The sequence below is a fragment of the Leptospira bouyouniensis genome (genome assembly GCF_004769525.1).
GTDB classification, from domain to species: domain Bacteria; phylum Spirochaetota; class Leptospiria; order Leptospirales; family Leptospiraceae; genus Leptospira_A; species Leptospira_A bouyouniensis.
The window spans coordinates 226937-242452 of record NZ_RQFT01000003.1 but is presented as its reverse complement, the minus strand read 5'-3'; the positions used below and the strand labels follow the sequence as shown (position 1 = coordinate 242452).

Below are 15516 nucleotides of genomic sequence, written 5' to 3'. Positions count from 1 at the left end.
TCAATGCATCCACCATTAGAATTTCTAATTCGTCATCCAAAAGTATCCATTGAGAAACCACCTCTGCTCATCCTGTTACATGGTGTCGGTAGCAATGAAAAAGATTTATTTTCACTTACTGAATTTTTACCTGATTCATTATTGATCGTATCTGTCAGAGGACCCATCACTCTTGGTCGAGATCGATTTGGTTGGTATGAAATTACATTCACAGGTGGAGCTCCAAAAATCGATGCTGAACAACAACAAAAAAGTCAAAAAATTCTATTAGAGTTTTTAAATTTTCTTTCCACTCAATTCCAGTTCGATACGAAGCAGGTTTGGTTTGGTGGTTTTAGCCAAGGAGCTGTGATGTCATACTCAATTGGATTAGAACATCCTGATCGCATTAAAGGGATAATTGCTCTCAGTGGACGTATATTAGAGGAAACAAAGAAAAATACTAAAATAGATGATTTGCCTCATGATCAAAAAATTTATATCGCGCATGGTACGAACGATAACGTGATTCCAGTTACATCAGCGCGAGCATCGAAAGAGTTTTTAGAATCAATGAGGAAACAATATCAATATAAAGAGTATCCAGAAGGACATACCATTAGTAATGAGATGTTAGAAGATTTAGTGTCTTGGTTGGATTTGGAACTGAAAAAAAATTAAAATCAACAATGCACAAGTTTAAAAGGTTAGGCTTCGTAGTTTTTACGTTACCTAACCTTTCCTTTACAAACCAATGGTTTTAAATCTTGTATATTTTAATCAATGATCCCTAATCGTTTGAAGATAAGCGGTATTCTTTCCAAATAGGGTTTGATCTGGAAAATTTCATCCAAGTCAGAATCTTTTAAAATCGCAGAACAACGTGGGTCTTGTTTCAAAAGGTCACGTAGATTTTTCGATTGGTCGGCCCAAACTGCCATTGCATTTTCTTGGACAATCAAGTAGGCATCTTCTCTTGTGATTCCACCTTTTTCAATCAGCCATAACAATACTTTTTGTGAAAAAATGAGTCCACGGGTTACATTTAATGTACGTTCTGTGGCATCAGGATACACGTGAAGACCTTTCAATACAAAATTCATTTTTTCTAAAATGTAATCCAGAGCAATGGTGGAATCCGGTAGAACAATTCTTTCTGCGGATGAGTGAGAAATATCTCTTTCATGCCAAAGCCCTACGTTTTGTAATCCAACATTTACATTGGAGCGAATCACTCGAGAGATTCCCGAAATTCTTTCGCAAACTACAGGATTACGTTTGTGTGGCATTGCAGAAGATCCCTTTTGTCCTTTTGCAAATGGTTCTTCTACTTCGCGACCTTCTGTTTTTTGTAACAAACGAATCTCTGTTGCCATTCTGTCTAAACTTGCTGCAACGACGCCAAGTACTGACATATAAAATGCATGTCTGTCTCTGGAAATCACTTGGGTTGCAATTGGATCTACTGTTAAACCAAGTTTGGTTAATACATATTCTTCAATTTCTAAATCAATATTGGAATATGTTCCAACTGCTCCAGAAAGTTTTCCAACAGCAACTTGTGCACGGGCGTCTTTCATTCGTTCCAAGTTACGTGTCATCTCTGCATAAAAGAGTGCAAACTTAAGACCAAGTGTCATTGGTTCAGCATGGATCCCGTGAGACCTTCCGATACAAGGAAGGTCTTTGTACTCTTTTGCTTTTTGTTTCGTCGTCTCTAAAAGAGTTTCTGTACGTTGGATAAGGAGGTCCATTGCTTGCACCATCTGCACACAAAGTGCTGTATCACCAACATCACTGGAAGTTAAACCGAAGTGAACATGACGGCCAGCTGGTCCTATATAAGAATTTAAATTGGTTAAGTATGCGATGACATCATGATGTACTTTGGATTCAATTTCTAGAATTTCATCTACGTTGAATTTTGCCTTTTGTTTGATGGTTTCCAAGTCTTCTTTAGGGACTTCTCCTCGATTGGCTCGAGCTTCGCAGGCATAAATTTCAATATCTGTCCAAATCTTAAATTTGTTCTCTAATTCCCAAATGGCGGAAATCTCAGGATGGCTATAACGATCGATCATAAGGGCAGTCTCTCAGTGCAAACTTCCGTTTCAACTGGGAATTTTACGATTGCCGAACGATGTTCTAGATTCAAGTTTAGAATCTAGTAATAAATCCTAGGGGGGCATATGTCCAAAGAATTCGAAGGAAAAGTAGCACTGGTAACGGGAGCTGCCTCTCCCATTGGTTTGGGAAGAGCAATCGCAAACCGAATCGCATCGCATGGTGCAAGTTTGGTGCTTGTTGATTTGAATCAGGAAAAAATTGAAGAAGCTGCAAGAGAAGTAGAAGCAAAATTTGGTGTTAAAGCAATTGGAGTTGCTTGTAACGTAACAAAACCAGAAGATTGTGATGCTGCCATCAGCAAAACTAAAGAAGCATTTGGTAAACTTGATTTTCTAGTGAACAATGCAGGTGTTTTGAAAGACAACCTACTCATTCGTATGTCAGAACAAGAATACGATTTTGTTATGGATGTTAACTGTAAGGGTGTTTTCCTTATGACTAAGTCAGCAAGTAAACTCATCCTTAAGTCTGATTCTGGAAGAATTGTTAATATTTCTTCTGTATCTGGATTAACTGGTCAACCAGGCCAAGCAAATTATTCCACTTCAAAAGCTGGTGTAATCGCTCTAACAAAAGTTTCTGCACGTGAATTTTCTGGAAGGAACGTACTTGTCAATGCTGTATGCCCTGGATATGTGCAAACAGAAATGACAGGAACACTTTCTAAGGAAGTACAAGAAAAGTTAACTGATCCTGCTGTGATCCCACTCAAACGTCCGGGAAAACAAGAAGAGATCGCATCTGCTGTTAAGTTTTTCTTAAGTAATGATGCATCTTACATCACTGGAACATACCTCCGCGTTGACGGTGGTGCTGCTATCGGGATGTAGACTTTTTATCCTTTGCCTTTGGTGCAATTGTAATTGGTTTTACCACCTTTTGTACCTTAGGCGAAGATTGTTTTGTTTTATTTTCTTTTGTCGATTTTTTTTCTTTAGAAGTTTCGATCACTGTTGATTCGGTGACTGGTTTTTTCTTTTCTTCCACGACAGGTGGTGCCTGAATTTCATAATCATATCTTACCGTAGAACTCCAATTCCCGGCATAATCTCGTACACTTGCAAGTACGGTATGTTTTCCAGGTTCGTATAAAATTTCTGGTTCAAAAATTTCAAGACGGCCATCTTTTGGGAAAAATTCAGCTTTCCCAGGGATTCCGTCCACCGTGATATCAAATCCATCTGGCATAATCCCTGATCCAACATCTACAGCTTTGAGATACAAAGCAAAATCCTCTCTTGGATAAATCGATTTATTCATCAACTCATGCAAATAAATATTTGGTGGAGTTTGGTCTGATAAAACAACAAACAAACCTGTTTTACGAAGTCTCACTTTAAAAAATTGGCCCCATGAACTAAAGGAAGAACCATTGATTTTTTTGACATTCCCATCTGGTAATACTTCATATAAATCGGCCGAATTAATATCTTTTGTTTTGGGAACTTTGACATAAAGGTCATATCCCAGATTAAAATCCTTAAAATCGGGACCTATTTTATAAACACTTGAGAGTTGGTTAAGACCTTGCGTGTTGATTTTGATTTGTTCTTGGGCTTCGATTTCAAAGAAAGCTTTTGAATACACGGCATTTACTGGAAAAAACAATTCAACTTTTGTATCTTTCGATTTGAACGTAGTATATCGATCATAATAGACATTATATTTCCATTCTTTGGTGACTATGTGGCTGTAATCACCTTGGTCTTTCAAAACATAAAAAGAAGCTAGAGACATTTGGCCACCCATACCAGTTGCACGAATGGTCACTTCTTTCGGTTCTCCCATCTTCATTTGTTCACTGTCAAGTACACCTTGTTCGCGACCGTTACTCCGCATTCCAAGTAAATCATTTCCGTCTCTTGTATGCAAATAATACGAAAAAGGATTTCCATTTGGTTTACTAACAGAGCTATCATATAATAAAACATTTTTTCTTGTATGTTCCTTCAGGATTTTTGAAAGCTGAAAGCCTTGCAAAACATTGTCTCCGATTAACATATCTAATGTGAAAATTCCAAGTCGGTTGTTATTCGACTTTTGATGGATCGCAATTTGAATTCCTACTTTTCCTTGGATAAAAAGTGTAGGAGATTCAGATAACTCAAAACGATTTCCACTTGATTCATAAAATGGAATTTCAATCGTTTCATTTCGACCATTGATAAAGGTACGTGGTGTTTGGGGTGTGATCCTTAAAGTATTAAATACAATCGGCTCTGCAGAATTATATCCTAACCCAAAGTGCATTGGATTGTAATACACATTGTCTTTGAATAATTCAAAGTGTAAGTGGGGAGGACCAACTCCTGTATCACCAGAGAAAGCAATTGTTTCGCCAGCTTCTACTTCTACTGGTTCAGGAAGGGCGATGTCAAAATCCGTTCTATCTTTGAATCGTCTCGCTTGTTTTGATTTTAAGATTTGTTTTACTATTTTTGGTGCAAATTTATGGAGATGACCATAACGTGATGTCATACCATCATCATGTTGAAGAAATAACGCATAACCAATGCTTGTCCATCTTCTTTGAACCCGAGTGACTTTTCCTTTTGTCACTGCAAGGATGGGAACACCAATTCTTCCACCAGTGGAAAAATCCTGACCCATGTGAAAATGACCAGTTCGAAATTCACCAAAGGCACCGGTAATGGAATCATATCCTTTTACAGGCCATAAGTAGGGATTTTTTAAAACAAAACCAGGCGGGAAATCAGATGAGGATATTGCGAATAGGGATACAAAACTAGGTATGAGGACAAATACAATAAAACGCAACATCGGATTTCACTATAATTTTCGGCAAGTATGGTGAAAAGACTTATAAGAAATCAGGAGGGAGATTTCTCATCTCCTGATTTTCAATGACAAACGTTTATTGGAAAACAGGTCTCCTTTTTTCTTTAAGTGCGGTCATCGCTTCTAATAAATTATCAACAACTCCTGGTTGTTCAAATGATTTTGTTGTATCGATTTTATATTGTTCCAAATTTCGAATGAGTGCGGCATTCAATGTGTTTTTTGTCGATCGGAGTGCAGAGGAAGGGATTTTAGAAAGTGCTTCTAATTTTTTTACAGAGAGTTTTCTTACTTCTTCAGGTGTGGAAGCAATTTCGTCAATGAGACCAATTTTTTTAGCTTCAGGAGCTTTATAAATTGTCCCTTCTAAACAAACTTCTGCCCAATACCTTGGTTCAACACACATTTTGATGCGATCGATAAAACTTCCTGGCAAAGGTAATCCAACATTCACTTCAGTAAAACCAATTCTACATTTACCATCTAACATATATTTATAATCTGAAGCCACTGTGATGACAGCACCACCACCCATTGCATAACCGGTGACTTCTGTGATGAGAGGTTTATCGAATTTTACTAATTCACCAAACAAAATTACAATCCCACCAACTTCTTCTATGAGTTTGTTTTTAGGTGTTGCGAGAAGATTTTCTGCATCGAGTCCATTGCAAAAAAATTTTGGATTATCAGTGGCTAAGATGACACCTTTTTTGGTTGGATCTTCTTTGATTTCATTTAATATCTCACCTAGATCCCTCATATTTTGTCCAGTGAGTGAGTTTTGTTCATTCATTTGAAAACGAATGATTTCACCTTTTCCATTTGGTAAATCGATTACTTCTCTTTTATAGTTCATAGGTTTCTTCTTTTATACTTAATTGATTTAGGTTTGGTTTAATTTTTAGCTTGGTTAGATTCTTGATCTGTTTTTGTAGAATCTTTTGAAGACGATTTTGCTTCTTCAGATGGATTTGTATCTTTTGTATCGTTGGATTCACTTGCTGTTGTTTGTATTGTATCCGAAGGATTGATTTCTATTTTCACATCACCCAAATTTGTTGGTTGAACTGGTGTTACGGAAGGTTCCTTATTTGAATCTTTTGCGAATTTTTCTTTTTTCTCCTTTTTTCGCTGCTCTTCTTTTTTTAACTCTTCCATTTTTACATATTCTTCGTATTCGTTAGGAGCCATAAAAACTAACATTTTATCATCATCGGTTGCATGTTCTATGAAAGCACCCATGTGCCTACCAGCAATGAATATTATCTTTTCTTGGTTTTGAAAAATTTTTATCACCCTTTCGAAAACTTCTACTTCTTCTTTTCCTAGTTCAGGGACTACACGGACATCAAAACAAATTCTTTCTGCATGAATTGATTTTAAAAAATTGATCGTAAAAATTTTTTTAAACTCTGGAAATACATATCGTTTTAAATTGGCACGGCATTGGAATAATACTCTGCCATGTCCTCTGTCAACGACTACAAATGAAACATTATCTCTTGTTTTTGTAGATTCGCTAAACTTATATTCTTCAATATGTGAATGGATTCTGTCGAGTAATGCTTGTTTTGCTAATGGCTTCACCATATAATCAGTGAATCCCAATTTTTTGTGATTTGTTATGAAGTTTGTATCTTCTTTTGGAATCATAGCTAAAATTGGGATATTATGGGTGATGACATCCCGACGTAGCTCTAATATAAATTCTAATTCTTTTTTGTCTTTAAAGGTTAAACCCATAAGAATGATATCTGGGTTAGAAGATTTTACATATTCTTGAACTGTTTGCGAAAACTTAGTGATGACAACACGTTGCCTTAATCCAAGGAAGATATTTTCCAAATCCTGCGATGAATTTGGATCGTTTTCGATTGCCATGATAAAATGCATAAAAATTTTAAATGAGTCCCTCTTCGGATGCGACGAGGAACAAATTCCCAACTTTCTTTTGTTTTTCCGATAAAATTTTGTCTGTTAAGACTTCTTTCACAACATCTTCGTGGATGGAATGGAGTAAATCAAAATCTCGTTTATAATCGGTTACGGTCATTTTCCCAAATAAAATATTGGCTTGGAATTGGTAAATTTGGTGTTCCATAAGGAAATTTAAGGTATCAAAATCTTCTACAGCCTCAGCAGTAATCACCGCTTCTCGGTTGTCTGCTAATCGTTTACAATAATCGATGAAAGCTAAGTTATCCAAAAATTTAATTTGGTCCTCTTCGATTTTGAATTTAAAACTAATAGGATCCAATTTGAATTCTTTGATCATAATTCCAAGATCTAGTACTATTTGATGAGACTGACTTTTGACTCCAAAGTCATCAGCCGCGAAACTCATTCCGTGCGAATAAAATGCATGGCAGACATCTTTTAAATGGAATTTTGATTCGTCGTATGGTTTTTCTACGAGTTCAAAGCGAACATTTTCAGGAGACAAATCTTTGCTTAGGATGAGTTTTTTTAATCGGTCCACCCTGTCATTTTGTGAAAAGGTATCGATTAATGATTGAGGAGAAATATTAAATTTTAATAAACCTGGTGCGCCTTCACAAGCTATGATGAGTTTTTCCAAAATCAATAGTTCGATTCGGTTGATGTCCTGGTCAGAAGGAATGTCATTGATTAAATCTTTATAACCAATGTATGCCCCTCCTCCTAAAAATACTTCCCCACCTTTCACAGCATAGGTTTTGTCTTTTGGATTAAAGATAACAGTTGGTTGGATCATGGCTTCATGCACAGAACCAGAAATATATGTGTTGGCTTTGTTGTAATAGGTCCAACTCCAACGCACTAAGTTGTCGTTTAGATTTTTTTCAGACGATCGAAACAGTTCAGCAAAAATTTCTTCATTATCGGATATAAAATTAGATTGTGTTCGCGAGACACCAAAGTGAAAGGAAACGATTTTATTCTGCAAACATTGTTGTTGGAATTTTCCCACTGAGTTTTCAATATTGGGAAATTTTTCAATATCCCATTCAAATAATGGTGAGATTCCCATTAAAAGAATATTTGGTTTTTCTAAGTAATGGAATCCAAAACAAATATCTTCTAAGTCTAGACATGAGTAAAATTCAGTACGTAATAAATCTAAAAATTCTGTGAGTTCAATGCCAGTGATATTTTCAAAACGAATGAGAAAGAGTGGTTTTCCTTTATTTTCTTGGATGAAATGTTTTTTAAACACTTCTAAGTCTTTCATTCCAAAATAATAAGGTCCTGTTAATAGCTGATTTTTCAAATGTTACCTTCGTATATGATTTGATTCTTTAACGACGTCCTGTAATTTTATGAGAATTCAATAGAAAAGGCAACAAGGATAGTCAGTTATGTATAGTTTTATTTGGTTTTTACTCATTGGACTTGCGGCAGGTTGGCTTGCAGGCCGTATCCTCCGTGGGAAAGGTTTTGGGATCATTGCCAATTTAGTGATTGGTGTAGTAGGTTCTTTCTTAGGTGGGATTGTGTTTGGTTTACTTGGATTTCGAACTTATGGTATCATCGCCGAACTCATCGTTGCAGTGATTGGCGCAATTTTACTGATATTCATCGCTGGGATGATCAAAAAGAAATAAATCCATTGGCAGGATGTCCAATCCTAACAATGGATCGATTGTAGTATCAAAGAAGACAGGGAGACATAAATCCCTGTCCATTCCGCGAAGATCAAAGATCAATCGAGTTCGACACCTTCGCCTAACTCAAAATTGGAACTCACACCTTGGACATCGTCGTTAGCTTCCAAATTTTCGATGAGTTTCATCACTTTTTCAGCCGTTTCTTTATCGTTTACTTCTACCGTTGTCATCGGAATGTATTTGATTTCCGATTCTTCCATATTCAATCCTTTGGAAGAGAGAGCTGACTGCACTGCTTCGTATTCAGCTGGTGAAGTAAGGACAACAAACATTCCATCATTGACTTGGATATCCTCAGCGCCTGCCCCAAGTGCTAAATCAAATAATGTCTCTTCTGAAATTTGATCCGCTTTGAGAGTGAGTTGGCCTTTTCGTTCAAACAAACGAGAGACGGCACCTGCATTGGCAAGGGATCCGCCAAGTTTGGTTAAAATACTTTTAATTTCAGGAGTAGTTCGGGATTTTTTATCTGTGAGCACATCGACCATAATGGCGACCCCACCTGGTGCATAACATTCGTATAGACACTCTTCATACACCATGCCTTCCAAACCACCCGTACCTTTTTTAATGGCACGTTCTATGTTGTCTTTAGGCATGTTTGCGGCTTTGGCTTTTGTTACAGCCAATCGAAGTCTTGGATTCCCTTCTTGGTCACCTCCACCTTCTTTGGCTGCCACAGAAATTTCTTTGGCTATCCTTGTGAAGATGGCGCCTCTTTTGGCATCAATGGCTCCCTTTTTTCTTCGAATCGTCGCCCATTTCGAGTGTCCTGACATTGTAGTCTCCCATGGCTAGGATTTTGGATTCAAAAGATTTTTCAACAGATTTAAGTCGCCCTAGTTTCTTGACTCATAGAGAAAATTCCAAAGTACTGTAAAAAAACATCCATAAGGCATACCATGATCGACTTCTCAATCACCGATGAACAAAAAGCCCTCCGCGAGCTAGCCAAAGATTTCGCAAAAAATGAAATGATTCCCAAAGCGGAACACCATGACCACACAGGTGAATATCCAAAAGAGATTTTGAAAAAAGCATTCGACGTTGGTCTGATGAATATGCACATTCCTGTTGAATACGGTGGTGCAGGACTTGGAGTTCTCGACGAACTCATCGCCTCAGAAGAGTTATTTTATGGATGTTCTGGGATGGCAACAGCAATCCTTGCAAACAACCTTGCTCTTGCACCCGTTCTTCTCGGTGCAGATGATTATGTAATGAAAAAATTCATCCAACCAATGACAGAAAATTTTACCTTAGCGGCTTACGCTGTTACGGAACCAGGGGCTGGATCCGATGTTGCAGGAATTCGTACAACAGCAAAACGTGTTGGTGATGAATATATCATCAATGGATCCAAAATGTGGATCACCAATGCAGGTCATGCTGATTGGTTTTTTGTTTTAGCAAAAACAGATCCAAACGCTGGACACAAAGGCATGACAGGGTTCATCGTAGATGCAAAAACTCCTGGAATCATTGTAGGTAAAAAAGAAAAGAATATGGGACAACGATGTTCCGACACACGTGGCGTCACCTTTGAAGATGTAAAAGTTCCCAAAGAGAATATGATTGGGAAAGAAGGTGAGGGATTTAAAATTGCGATGGGTGCTTTTGATAAAACCCGTCCAGCAGTTGCAATTGGTGCAGTGGGTGTGGCACGTGCCGCTCTTGACCACTCAATACGTTATGCAAACACTCGTAATGCGTTCGGAAAACCAATTTCTGTGAACCAAGGTGTAAGTTTTATGATCGCAGAGATGGCTCGTGACATCGAAGCTGGTCGACTGCTTTGCTGGCAATCTGCATGGCTCATCGACAATGGATTCCGTAACACATACCAAGCTTCCATTGCAAAAGTTTTTTGCGCTGATATGGCAATGCGTGTCACAACCGATGCAGTTCAAATTTTTGGTGGATACGGTTTCAATGAAGAATACCCAGTAGAAAAATTGATGCGAGATGCAAAAATTTTCCAAATTTACGAAGGAACTTCTCAAATCCAAAGAGTGATTATTTCGAAATTCCTCAACGATGGAGTTGGGATCGAAACTCCAAACGCTTAAAAGTTGGAACGAGGATAAGTGGATTTGGAAACAAACTCCACTTGTCCTATCCTAGTATGTTTTTACTCATCGATAACTACGATTCATTCACCTATATTCTATACCAATATCTCAACAAAATCGCACCTACAACAGTAATGCGAAATGATGAAAACCTACCTTTGGATTCCATACAAAAATACCAAGCTGTCGTATTATCACCCGGTCCGGGATTACCAAAAACATCGGGTTTACTCATGTCTCATTTTTCCTTTCTTTTTCCAAAATTGCCTGTGTTAGGCATTTGTCTCGGGCACCAAACTATTGCCGAATTCTTTGGAGCAAAATTAGAACAAACCAAAGATATTTATCATGGAAGGCCTTCAGAAATTTCACATAATGGCGAAGGAATCTTCAAAAAGATTCCAAACCAATTTTTAGCGAACCGATACCACTCTTGGTCAGTTTCAAAACTTAATTTTCCAGATGAATTGGAAGTGACAGCAGAAACAAACGATGGTGTGATCATGGGAATTCGTCACAGAAAATGGAAAAAGGTCTTCGGGGTACAATTCCATCCTGAATCCATTCTAACTGAGTTTGGGGAAACCTTACTTCGTAACTTCTATGAGGAAGTTCATATATGAAATATTTTTTAAGACTACTGAGTTATAGCGTTCATTATCGGCAAAGGTTTGTATTAGGTCTGATCTTTGCTTTATTAACAGCTGTACTCAATGGTATCTCACTCACTGCTCTTATCCCTTTATTTGATTCCTTAGGTAGTGACAAAAACAATAGATTCCATTTAGATTTAACATTACCTGAAAAAACTATTTTGGTTCAGGAAGTTTTACTAGGTGATGATAGTTTAGATGGACTAGAACGTATCAAACGATTGATCATCTCTGCCAAACTTCAAATCAATGCATACACTGATAATATGGAGCCTAAAGAAGTGGTTTGGGCAGTATGTATTGCGGTATTTCCACTTTATCTCTTAAAATTGGGAACATACCTTCTATCAGTTTATTGTATCGCCACTGCTGGTTACAAAGCAGTTCGAGACATTCGCCAAGAGTTATTCCAAAAAGTTCAAAAACTTCCACTTACCTATTTTTACAAAGAAAAAACAGGGCTTATCATGAGCCGTGTCATCAATGATGCTGAAATTGTTGCAGCAGTAATATCAAGTAATTTACGTGATGCAGTCATTAATTTCTTTTATGTATTAACACATTTGGTTATCTTAATCTATTTAAATTCTGAACTGTTAATCCTTGCTTGTTTGACAGTACCTGTTGTGATTTTGCCAGTTACTCTCTTCACTCGAAAAATATCCTCATCCACAGCAAGGTTCCAGGAAAAAATAGCAGATCTAAATGGTCATATCCAAGAATTTATTTCGGGAATAAAAGTTATCCGTACGTTTCGCCAGGAAACACAAGATCTCAAAAAATTTGATAACATCAACCAAAAGGTATATCGAAGGACCTTTAAAGGACAGTTTTATCTGCAGATGGCTCCAAGCCTTGTAGAATTGACATCGTCTATCGTCGTGCTCGGATATTTTGCATTAGGTGCAAAATTTATATATTCCGGAAAATTCACCCAGGGTGAGTTTATGGCATTCTTATTAACTTTATTATTTTTAATGCGACCTCTCACACAACTTTCTCAAATGGTTGGTAAAATCACCCAGGCGAATTCAGCGGGGAAACGCATTTTTGAAATCATCGATCGCGATCCTGAAGTGATTGAACATGGTGATGAAACCGTTTTAGAAAAAATAAACGAAGGCATTAAATTCGAAGATATTCATTTTTCATATCCAGGTACAAACCAAGAAGTTTTGAAAGGAATCAATTTGGATATCAAACTTGGTGAAACTTATGCATTTGTGGGAACTAGTGGATCAGGAAAATCAACAATGATGGATTTAATTCCAAGATTTTTTGATCCAACTTCCGGTATGATAAAAATTGATGGAATCGATATCAAACAATACTCTCTCAAGTCTCTTCGAAAAAAAATTGGAATTGTGACCCAAGAAATTTTTCTCTTCCATGGAACGATTGCTGAAAACATCGCTTACGGTACTGGAGCAGCTACGAGAAAGGAAGTTGTGAGAGCCGCTAGGTTAGCCAATGCACATGATTTTATTACCAAAATGGAGAAAGGTTACGACACCATCATTGGGGTACGTGGATTAGACTTGAGTGGTGGCCAAAGGCAGAGACTTGTCATTGCACGTGCATTACTTCGAAATGCAGAAATTATGATATTGGATGAAGCAACGAGTGCATTAGATGCCGAGTCGGAGCGCCTAGTGAGCCGAGCATTGGAACGACTATTCCAGAACCGTACTACCTTTATCATCGCTCACAGATTATCGACAGTTAGGCGAATTAAAAACATTGTAGTGATCGAAGAAGGTGAGATCAAGGAACAAGGGGATCATGATTCATTACTTCAAAAAAATGGTATTTATAAAAAACTATATGATAGTCAATTTGCCGATGCGGAGATCCAAATATGAAAAAAGTTTTAATTGTGGATGATAACGATCGCTATGCGAATAATCTAAAATCATATTTTGACCAAAAAAAAATTTCATCAGATCGTGCGTATGATGCCAAACAAGGTTTGGAATATTTCTCAAAAAACAATGACTACGATATGATAGTATCCGATGTTACAATGGAAACACAAACCTCTGGTTTGTGGATGATGCGTAAAATTTACAAATCAGGCTACAAAGGTTTGATGGTGATCGCATCCACTGGCTTTGATGTTTGGGGAGTGATGCCATTTTCGTCTTATTTTTTAACTTGGTTTTGTGGACTCCATTGGATGATTCCAAAAGTTCCGCTCAAACAAGGGATGGTGGAATGGGTTCCCACCATCCTCTCTAAAGGAAAATCTAATCCTTTTTAGGGAGTTTGACTCCATCTACAGGATTGAATAAATTTTTGTGTTTACCTTTTTTTAATTGGAAATACTTTCCTGAGTTTCCATCGTTTCCTAATTGTTTCACTTCTATGATATCAATTTTTGGATAAAATACCCAACCAGTCACAAAAGCGCTCCTTGCACCTGGTAAGGTTGATTCCATTTTTATTTGGATGTATTTATCTGTGACGATGTCTTCACCCATTCGGACTGCAAATTCCTTTTTGGTTTCAGATACGATGAGTCCTATTTCCTTATTCTTAATATAAGATATTGGAGTCGAACGTTCATTCGGTTCCGCCCTTAAATAATCATCTTCAATAAGAATGATTGCATACTTCCCAAATGCTTTCCTTCGTAAAAGGGATTCTCCAATTCGTTTCGTAAATTTTTCGTCTGTCATTGATTCATTTAATCGGATTAATGCGAATGTAGCAGACAGTGATGGATTCTTACCGATTTCATCAATTGCCATCATAGTGAGAGAAGGCTCTTCTTGTGCCACTTGTTCTAAAATTCGTAAACTTTCACGACTTCCATGGATCGCAAGTGCTTCAATACTTGCTTCTTTGATTTCTTGTTCATTTGATTTCAAAAATTTAGAAAAAATTTCAACGTCCGCATCTAATTTATGATAAGCGAGACCTCTTAAAGAACCAGAAACTATTACGACGTATTCAGAAGCTATCCCTTGCGTTAAAATGAGCTCTCTTCCAGCTGGGTCTTTGGTTTTACCAAGCCCTTCAAAACTCACAGCAATCACTTCAGGATCTTCCGCTTTGGTTCCTGCAATAAAATATGATAGCGAACGTTTGTCTCCTATATCAGAAAGAGCTTTATAAGCAGCTGGTCTTACTTGGTAACCATCTTTATCGATCGCTGTCTGTAAAGTAACTCGGCCAGCTTTCAATCTTCCAAGAGCAAGGGCTGCTGCTGAACGTACTCTTGGAATTGGATGAGTTGCTAAAATTTTCTCTAAATATTTAGGCTTTCGATAGTATTCCCAACGAAAGACTTGAACGAGTCCATTTCTGATTTGTTCTGTATATTCTTTGTCTTTTTTCTCTTCATCGGAGAGGACTTCTTCCTCTTCCTTTTTTACCATTTCATTGATTTGTTCTGTTGCTTTTCCAGTAACTTTTGTTTTGCGATTTAATCTTTTAATCGATATTTTATTAGTTTGTTCTTCTTTTTTTACTATTTTCTCTGGTTTCTTTGGAGTATTATCATCGTTACTGATTAATACTGGATCAGCTTCTTCTGGTTTTGTATCTGGCGAAGCGATATCACGACCTTGGTTGTAATTACTGGAATCTGATCGTAGATTACGAATTGCATTTTGGATTCCAATCGCTTTTGGACTGTATTGGCGTAATGATTCCAAAATATTTCCCAACTCATAAGTTACACGTCCAATTGATGGACCATCAAAATCATTAGGTGTACTATCGATGAGTGATTGGTTAATTTGGATGAGTTCAGGGAGGCGAGTGATGACAGCAGGTAAATCCTCTTCTAAATAAGCTGCCGCTTGCATTTCTTTTTCAACAGGATCCCCAACTGTCTTTTTACTATCAGCACGTAAGGCAATATTTTCACCAAATTCTAGTAAGGCTATCGTTCGATGAGCCTCTTCGATAAACGAATCATACTTTCGATTTTTTGTTACAGGGATAATAACATCTTTCGTTTTATGAGGATCTAAATCACTACCTTGGTATTCACGATACTTAGGTGAAACATCTGTTAATTGAAAAGGTTTTGAAGTAGAACAACTTACAAGGAGGATAAGGACCACCCACAAACTTCCTTTCCAAATTATGTCTTGACCCTTTTGAAACATATGATAGCCTACTTCCATACTTTGAATATCGGATACGTACTATAAGTAAAATTAGCGGCAACCTCGCCGGTCTTAAGCCAAACCAACTAAAAAAGTTAAAATCTCTCTCAGAAAGGCG

General features: G+C 37.3%; 14 protein-coding genes. 7 read left to right on the top strand and 7 right to left on the bottom strand.

What is annotated here, in order from left to right:
- Nucleotides 1-3: 3 nt before the first annotated feature.
- Nucleotides 4-660: an alpha/beta hydrolase gene (locus tag EHQ43_RS02745; protein ID WP_135770085.1), complete on the top strand. Its 657-nt coding sequence runs from the start codon at nucleotides 4-6 to the stop codon at nucleotides 658-660.
- Nucleotides 661-755: 95 nt separating this feature from the next.
- Here EHQ43_RS02745 and purB read toward each other — a convergent pair whose 3' ends face one another.
- Nucleotides 756-2060 carry an adenylosuccinate lyase gene (purB, locus tag EHQ43_RS02740; protein WP_135740240.1) on the bottom strand — a complete coding sequence of 435 codons (1305 nt, stop codon included), beginning with the start codon at nucleotides 2058-2060 and terminating at the stop codon, nucleotides 756-758.
- 108 nt (nucleotides 2061-2168) lie between these two features.
- Here purB and EHQ43_RS02735 point away from each other — a divergent pair, with 108 nt between their 5' ends.
- A complete protein-coding gene (locus EHQ43_RS02735; RefSeq protein WP_004786786.1) occupies nucleotides 2169-2936 on the top strand; it encodes a glucose 1-dehydrogenase in 768 nt (255 codons plus the stop codon).
- Here EHQ43_RS02735 and EHQ43_RS02730 read toward each other — a convergent pair.
- The 4 genes from EHQ43_RS02730 to EHQ43_RS02715 form a co-directional block, all read right to left on the bottom strand.
- Entirely contained in the window at nucleotides 2923-4887 is a 1965-nt protein-coding gene (locus EHQ43_RS02730; RefSeq protein ID WP_135753894.1) for a M23 family metallopeptidase, read from the bottom strand. The two genes, EHQ43_RS02735 and EHQ43_RS02730, sit on opposite strands and share 14 nt — an antisense overlap.
- 94 nt (nucleotides 4888-4981) lie before the next feature.
- The gene (locus EHQ43_RS02725) at nucleotides 4982-5764 is read right to left on the bottom strand and encodes an enoyl-CoA hydratase/isomerase family protein (RefSeq protein WP_135770084.1); all 783 of its coding nucleotides are present in this window, start codon (nucleotides 5762-5764) and stop codon (nucleotides 4982-4984) included.
- A gap of 38 nt (nucleotides 5765-5802) precedes the next feature.
- Nucleotides 5803-6801 (bottom strand): response regulator, encoded by a 999-nt coding sequence (locus tag EHQ43_RS02720; protein WP_208730867.1) that lies wholly within the window; start codon nucleotides 6799-6801, stop codon nucleotides 5803-5805.
- A 7-nt stretch (nucleotides 6802-6808) separates the two neighbouring features.
- Nucleotides 6809-8158, bottom strand: coding sequence for an EAL domain-containing protein (locus tag EHQ43_RS02715; protein WP_135753892.1), 1350 nt, complete (start codon nucleotides 8156-8158; stop codon nucleotides 6809-6811).
- An 88-nt stretch (nucleotides 8159-8246) separates the two neighbouring features.
- Between EHQ43_RS02715 and EHQ43_RS02710 the strand changes: the two genes are divergently transcribed.
- The gene (locus EHQ43_RS02710) at nucleotides 8247-8492 is read left to right on the top strand and encodes a GlsB/YeaQ/YmgE family stress response membrane protein (protein WP_135740244.1); all 246 of its coding nucleotides are present in this window, start codon (nucleotides 8247-8249) and stop codon (nucleotides 8490-8492) included.
- A gap of 98 nt (nucleotides 8493-8590) precedes the next feature.
- On the opposite strand, the gene EHQ43_RS02705 is transcribed toward EHQ43_RS02710, so the two are convergent.
- Entirely contained in the window at nucleotides 8591-9334 is a 744-nt protein-coding gene (locus EHQ43_RS02705; protein ID WP_135740245.1) for a YebC/PmpR family DNA-binding transcriptional regulator, read from the bottom strand.
- 123 nt (nucleotides 9335-9457) lie between these two features.
- Between EHQ43_RS02705 and EHQ43_RS02700 the strand changes: the two genes are divergently transcribed.
- Genes EHQ43_RS02700 through EHQ43_RS02685 form a run of 4 tightly spaced genes read left to right on the top strand, consistent with a single transcriptional unit; the run spans nucleotide 9458 to nucleotide 13540 of the window.
- A complete protein-coding gene (locus EHQ43_RS02700) occupies nucleotides 9458-10624 on the top strand; it encodes an acyl-CoA dehydrogenase family protein (protein ID WP_135740246.1) in 1167 nt (388 codons plus the stop codon).
- A gap of 56 nt (nucleotides 10625-10680) precedes the next feature.
- Complete coding sequence (locus EHQ43_RS02695) at nucleotides 10681-11250, top strand: anthranilate synthase component II (RefSeq protein ID WP_135770383.1); 570 nt, start codon at nucleotides 10681-10683, stop codon at nucleotides 11248-11250.
- The gene (locus tag EHQ43_RS02690; protein ID WP_135740247.1) at nucleotides 11247-13142 is read left to right on the top strand and encodes an ABC transporter ATP-binding protein; all 1896 of its coding nucleotides are present in this window, start codon (nucleotides 11247-11249) and stop codon (nucleotides 13140-13142) included. Before EHQ43_RS02695 ends, EHQ43_RS02690 begins: the two co-directional genes overlap by 4 nt.
- The gene (locus EHQ43_RS02685) at nucleotides 13139-13540 is read left to right on the top strand and encodes a response regulator (RefSeq protein WP_135740248.1); all 402 of its coding nucleotides are present in this window, start codon (nucleotides 13139-13141) and stop codon (nucleotides 13538-13540) included. The genes EHQ43_RS02690 and EHQ43_RS02685 overlap by 4 nt, the downstream gene beginning before the upstream one ends.
- Here the strand turns inward: EHQ43_RS02685 and EHQ43_RS02680 are convergent.
- Complete coding sequence (locus tag EHQ43_RS02680; protein WP_135770083.1) at nucleotides 13527-15398, bottom strand: HEAT repeat domain-containing protein; 1872 nt, start codon at nucleotides 15396-15398, stop codon at nucleotides 13527-13529. The genes EHQ43_RS02685 and EHQ43_RS02680 overlap by 14 nt on opposite strands.
- Nucleotides 15399-15516: the final 118 nt, after the last annotated feature.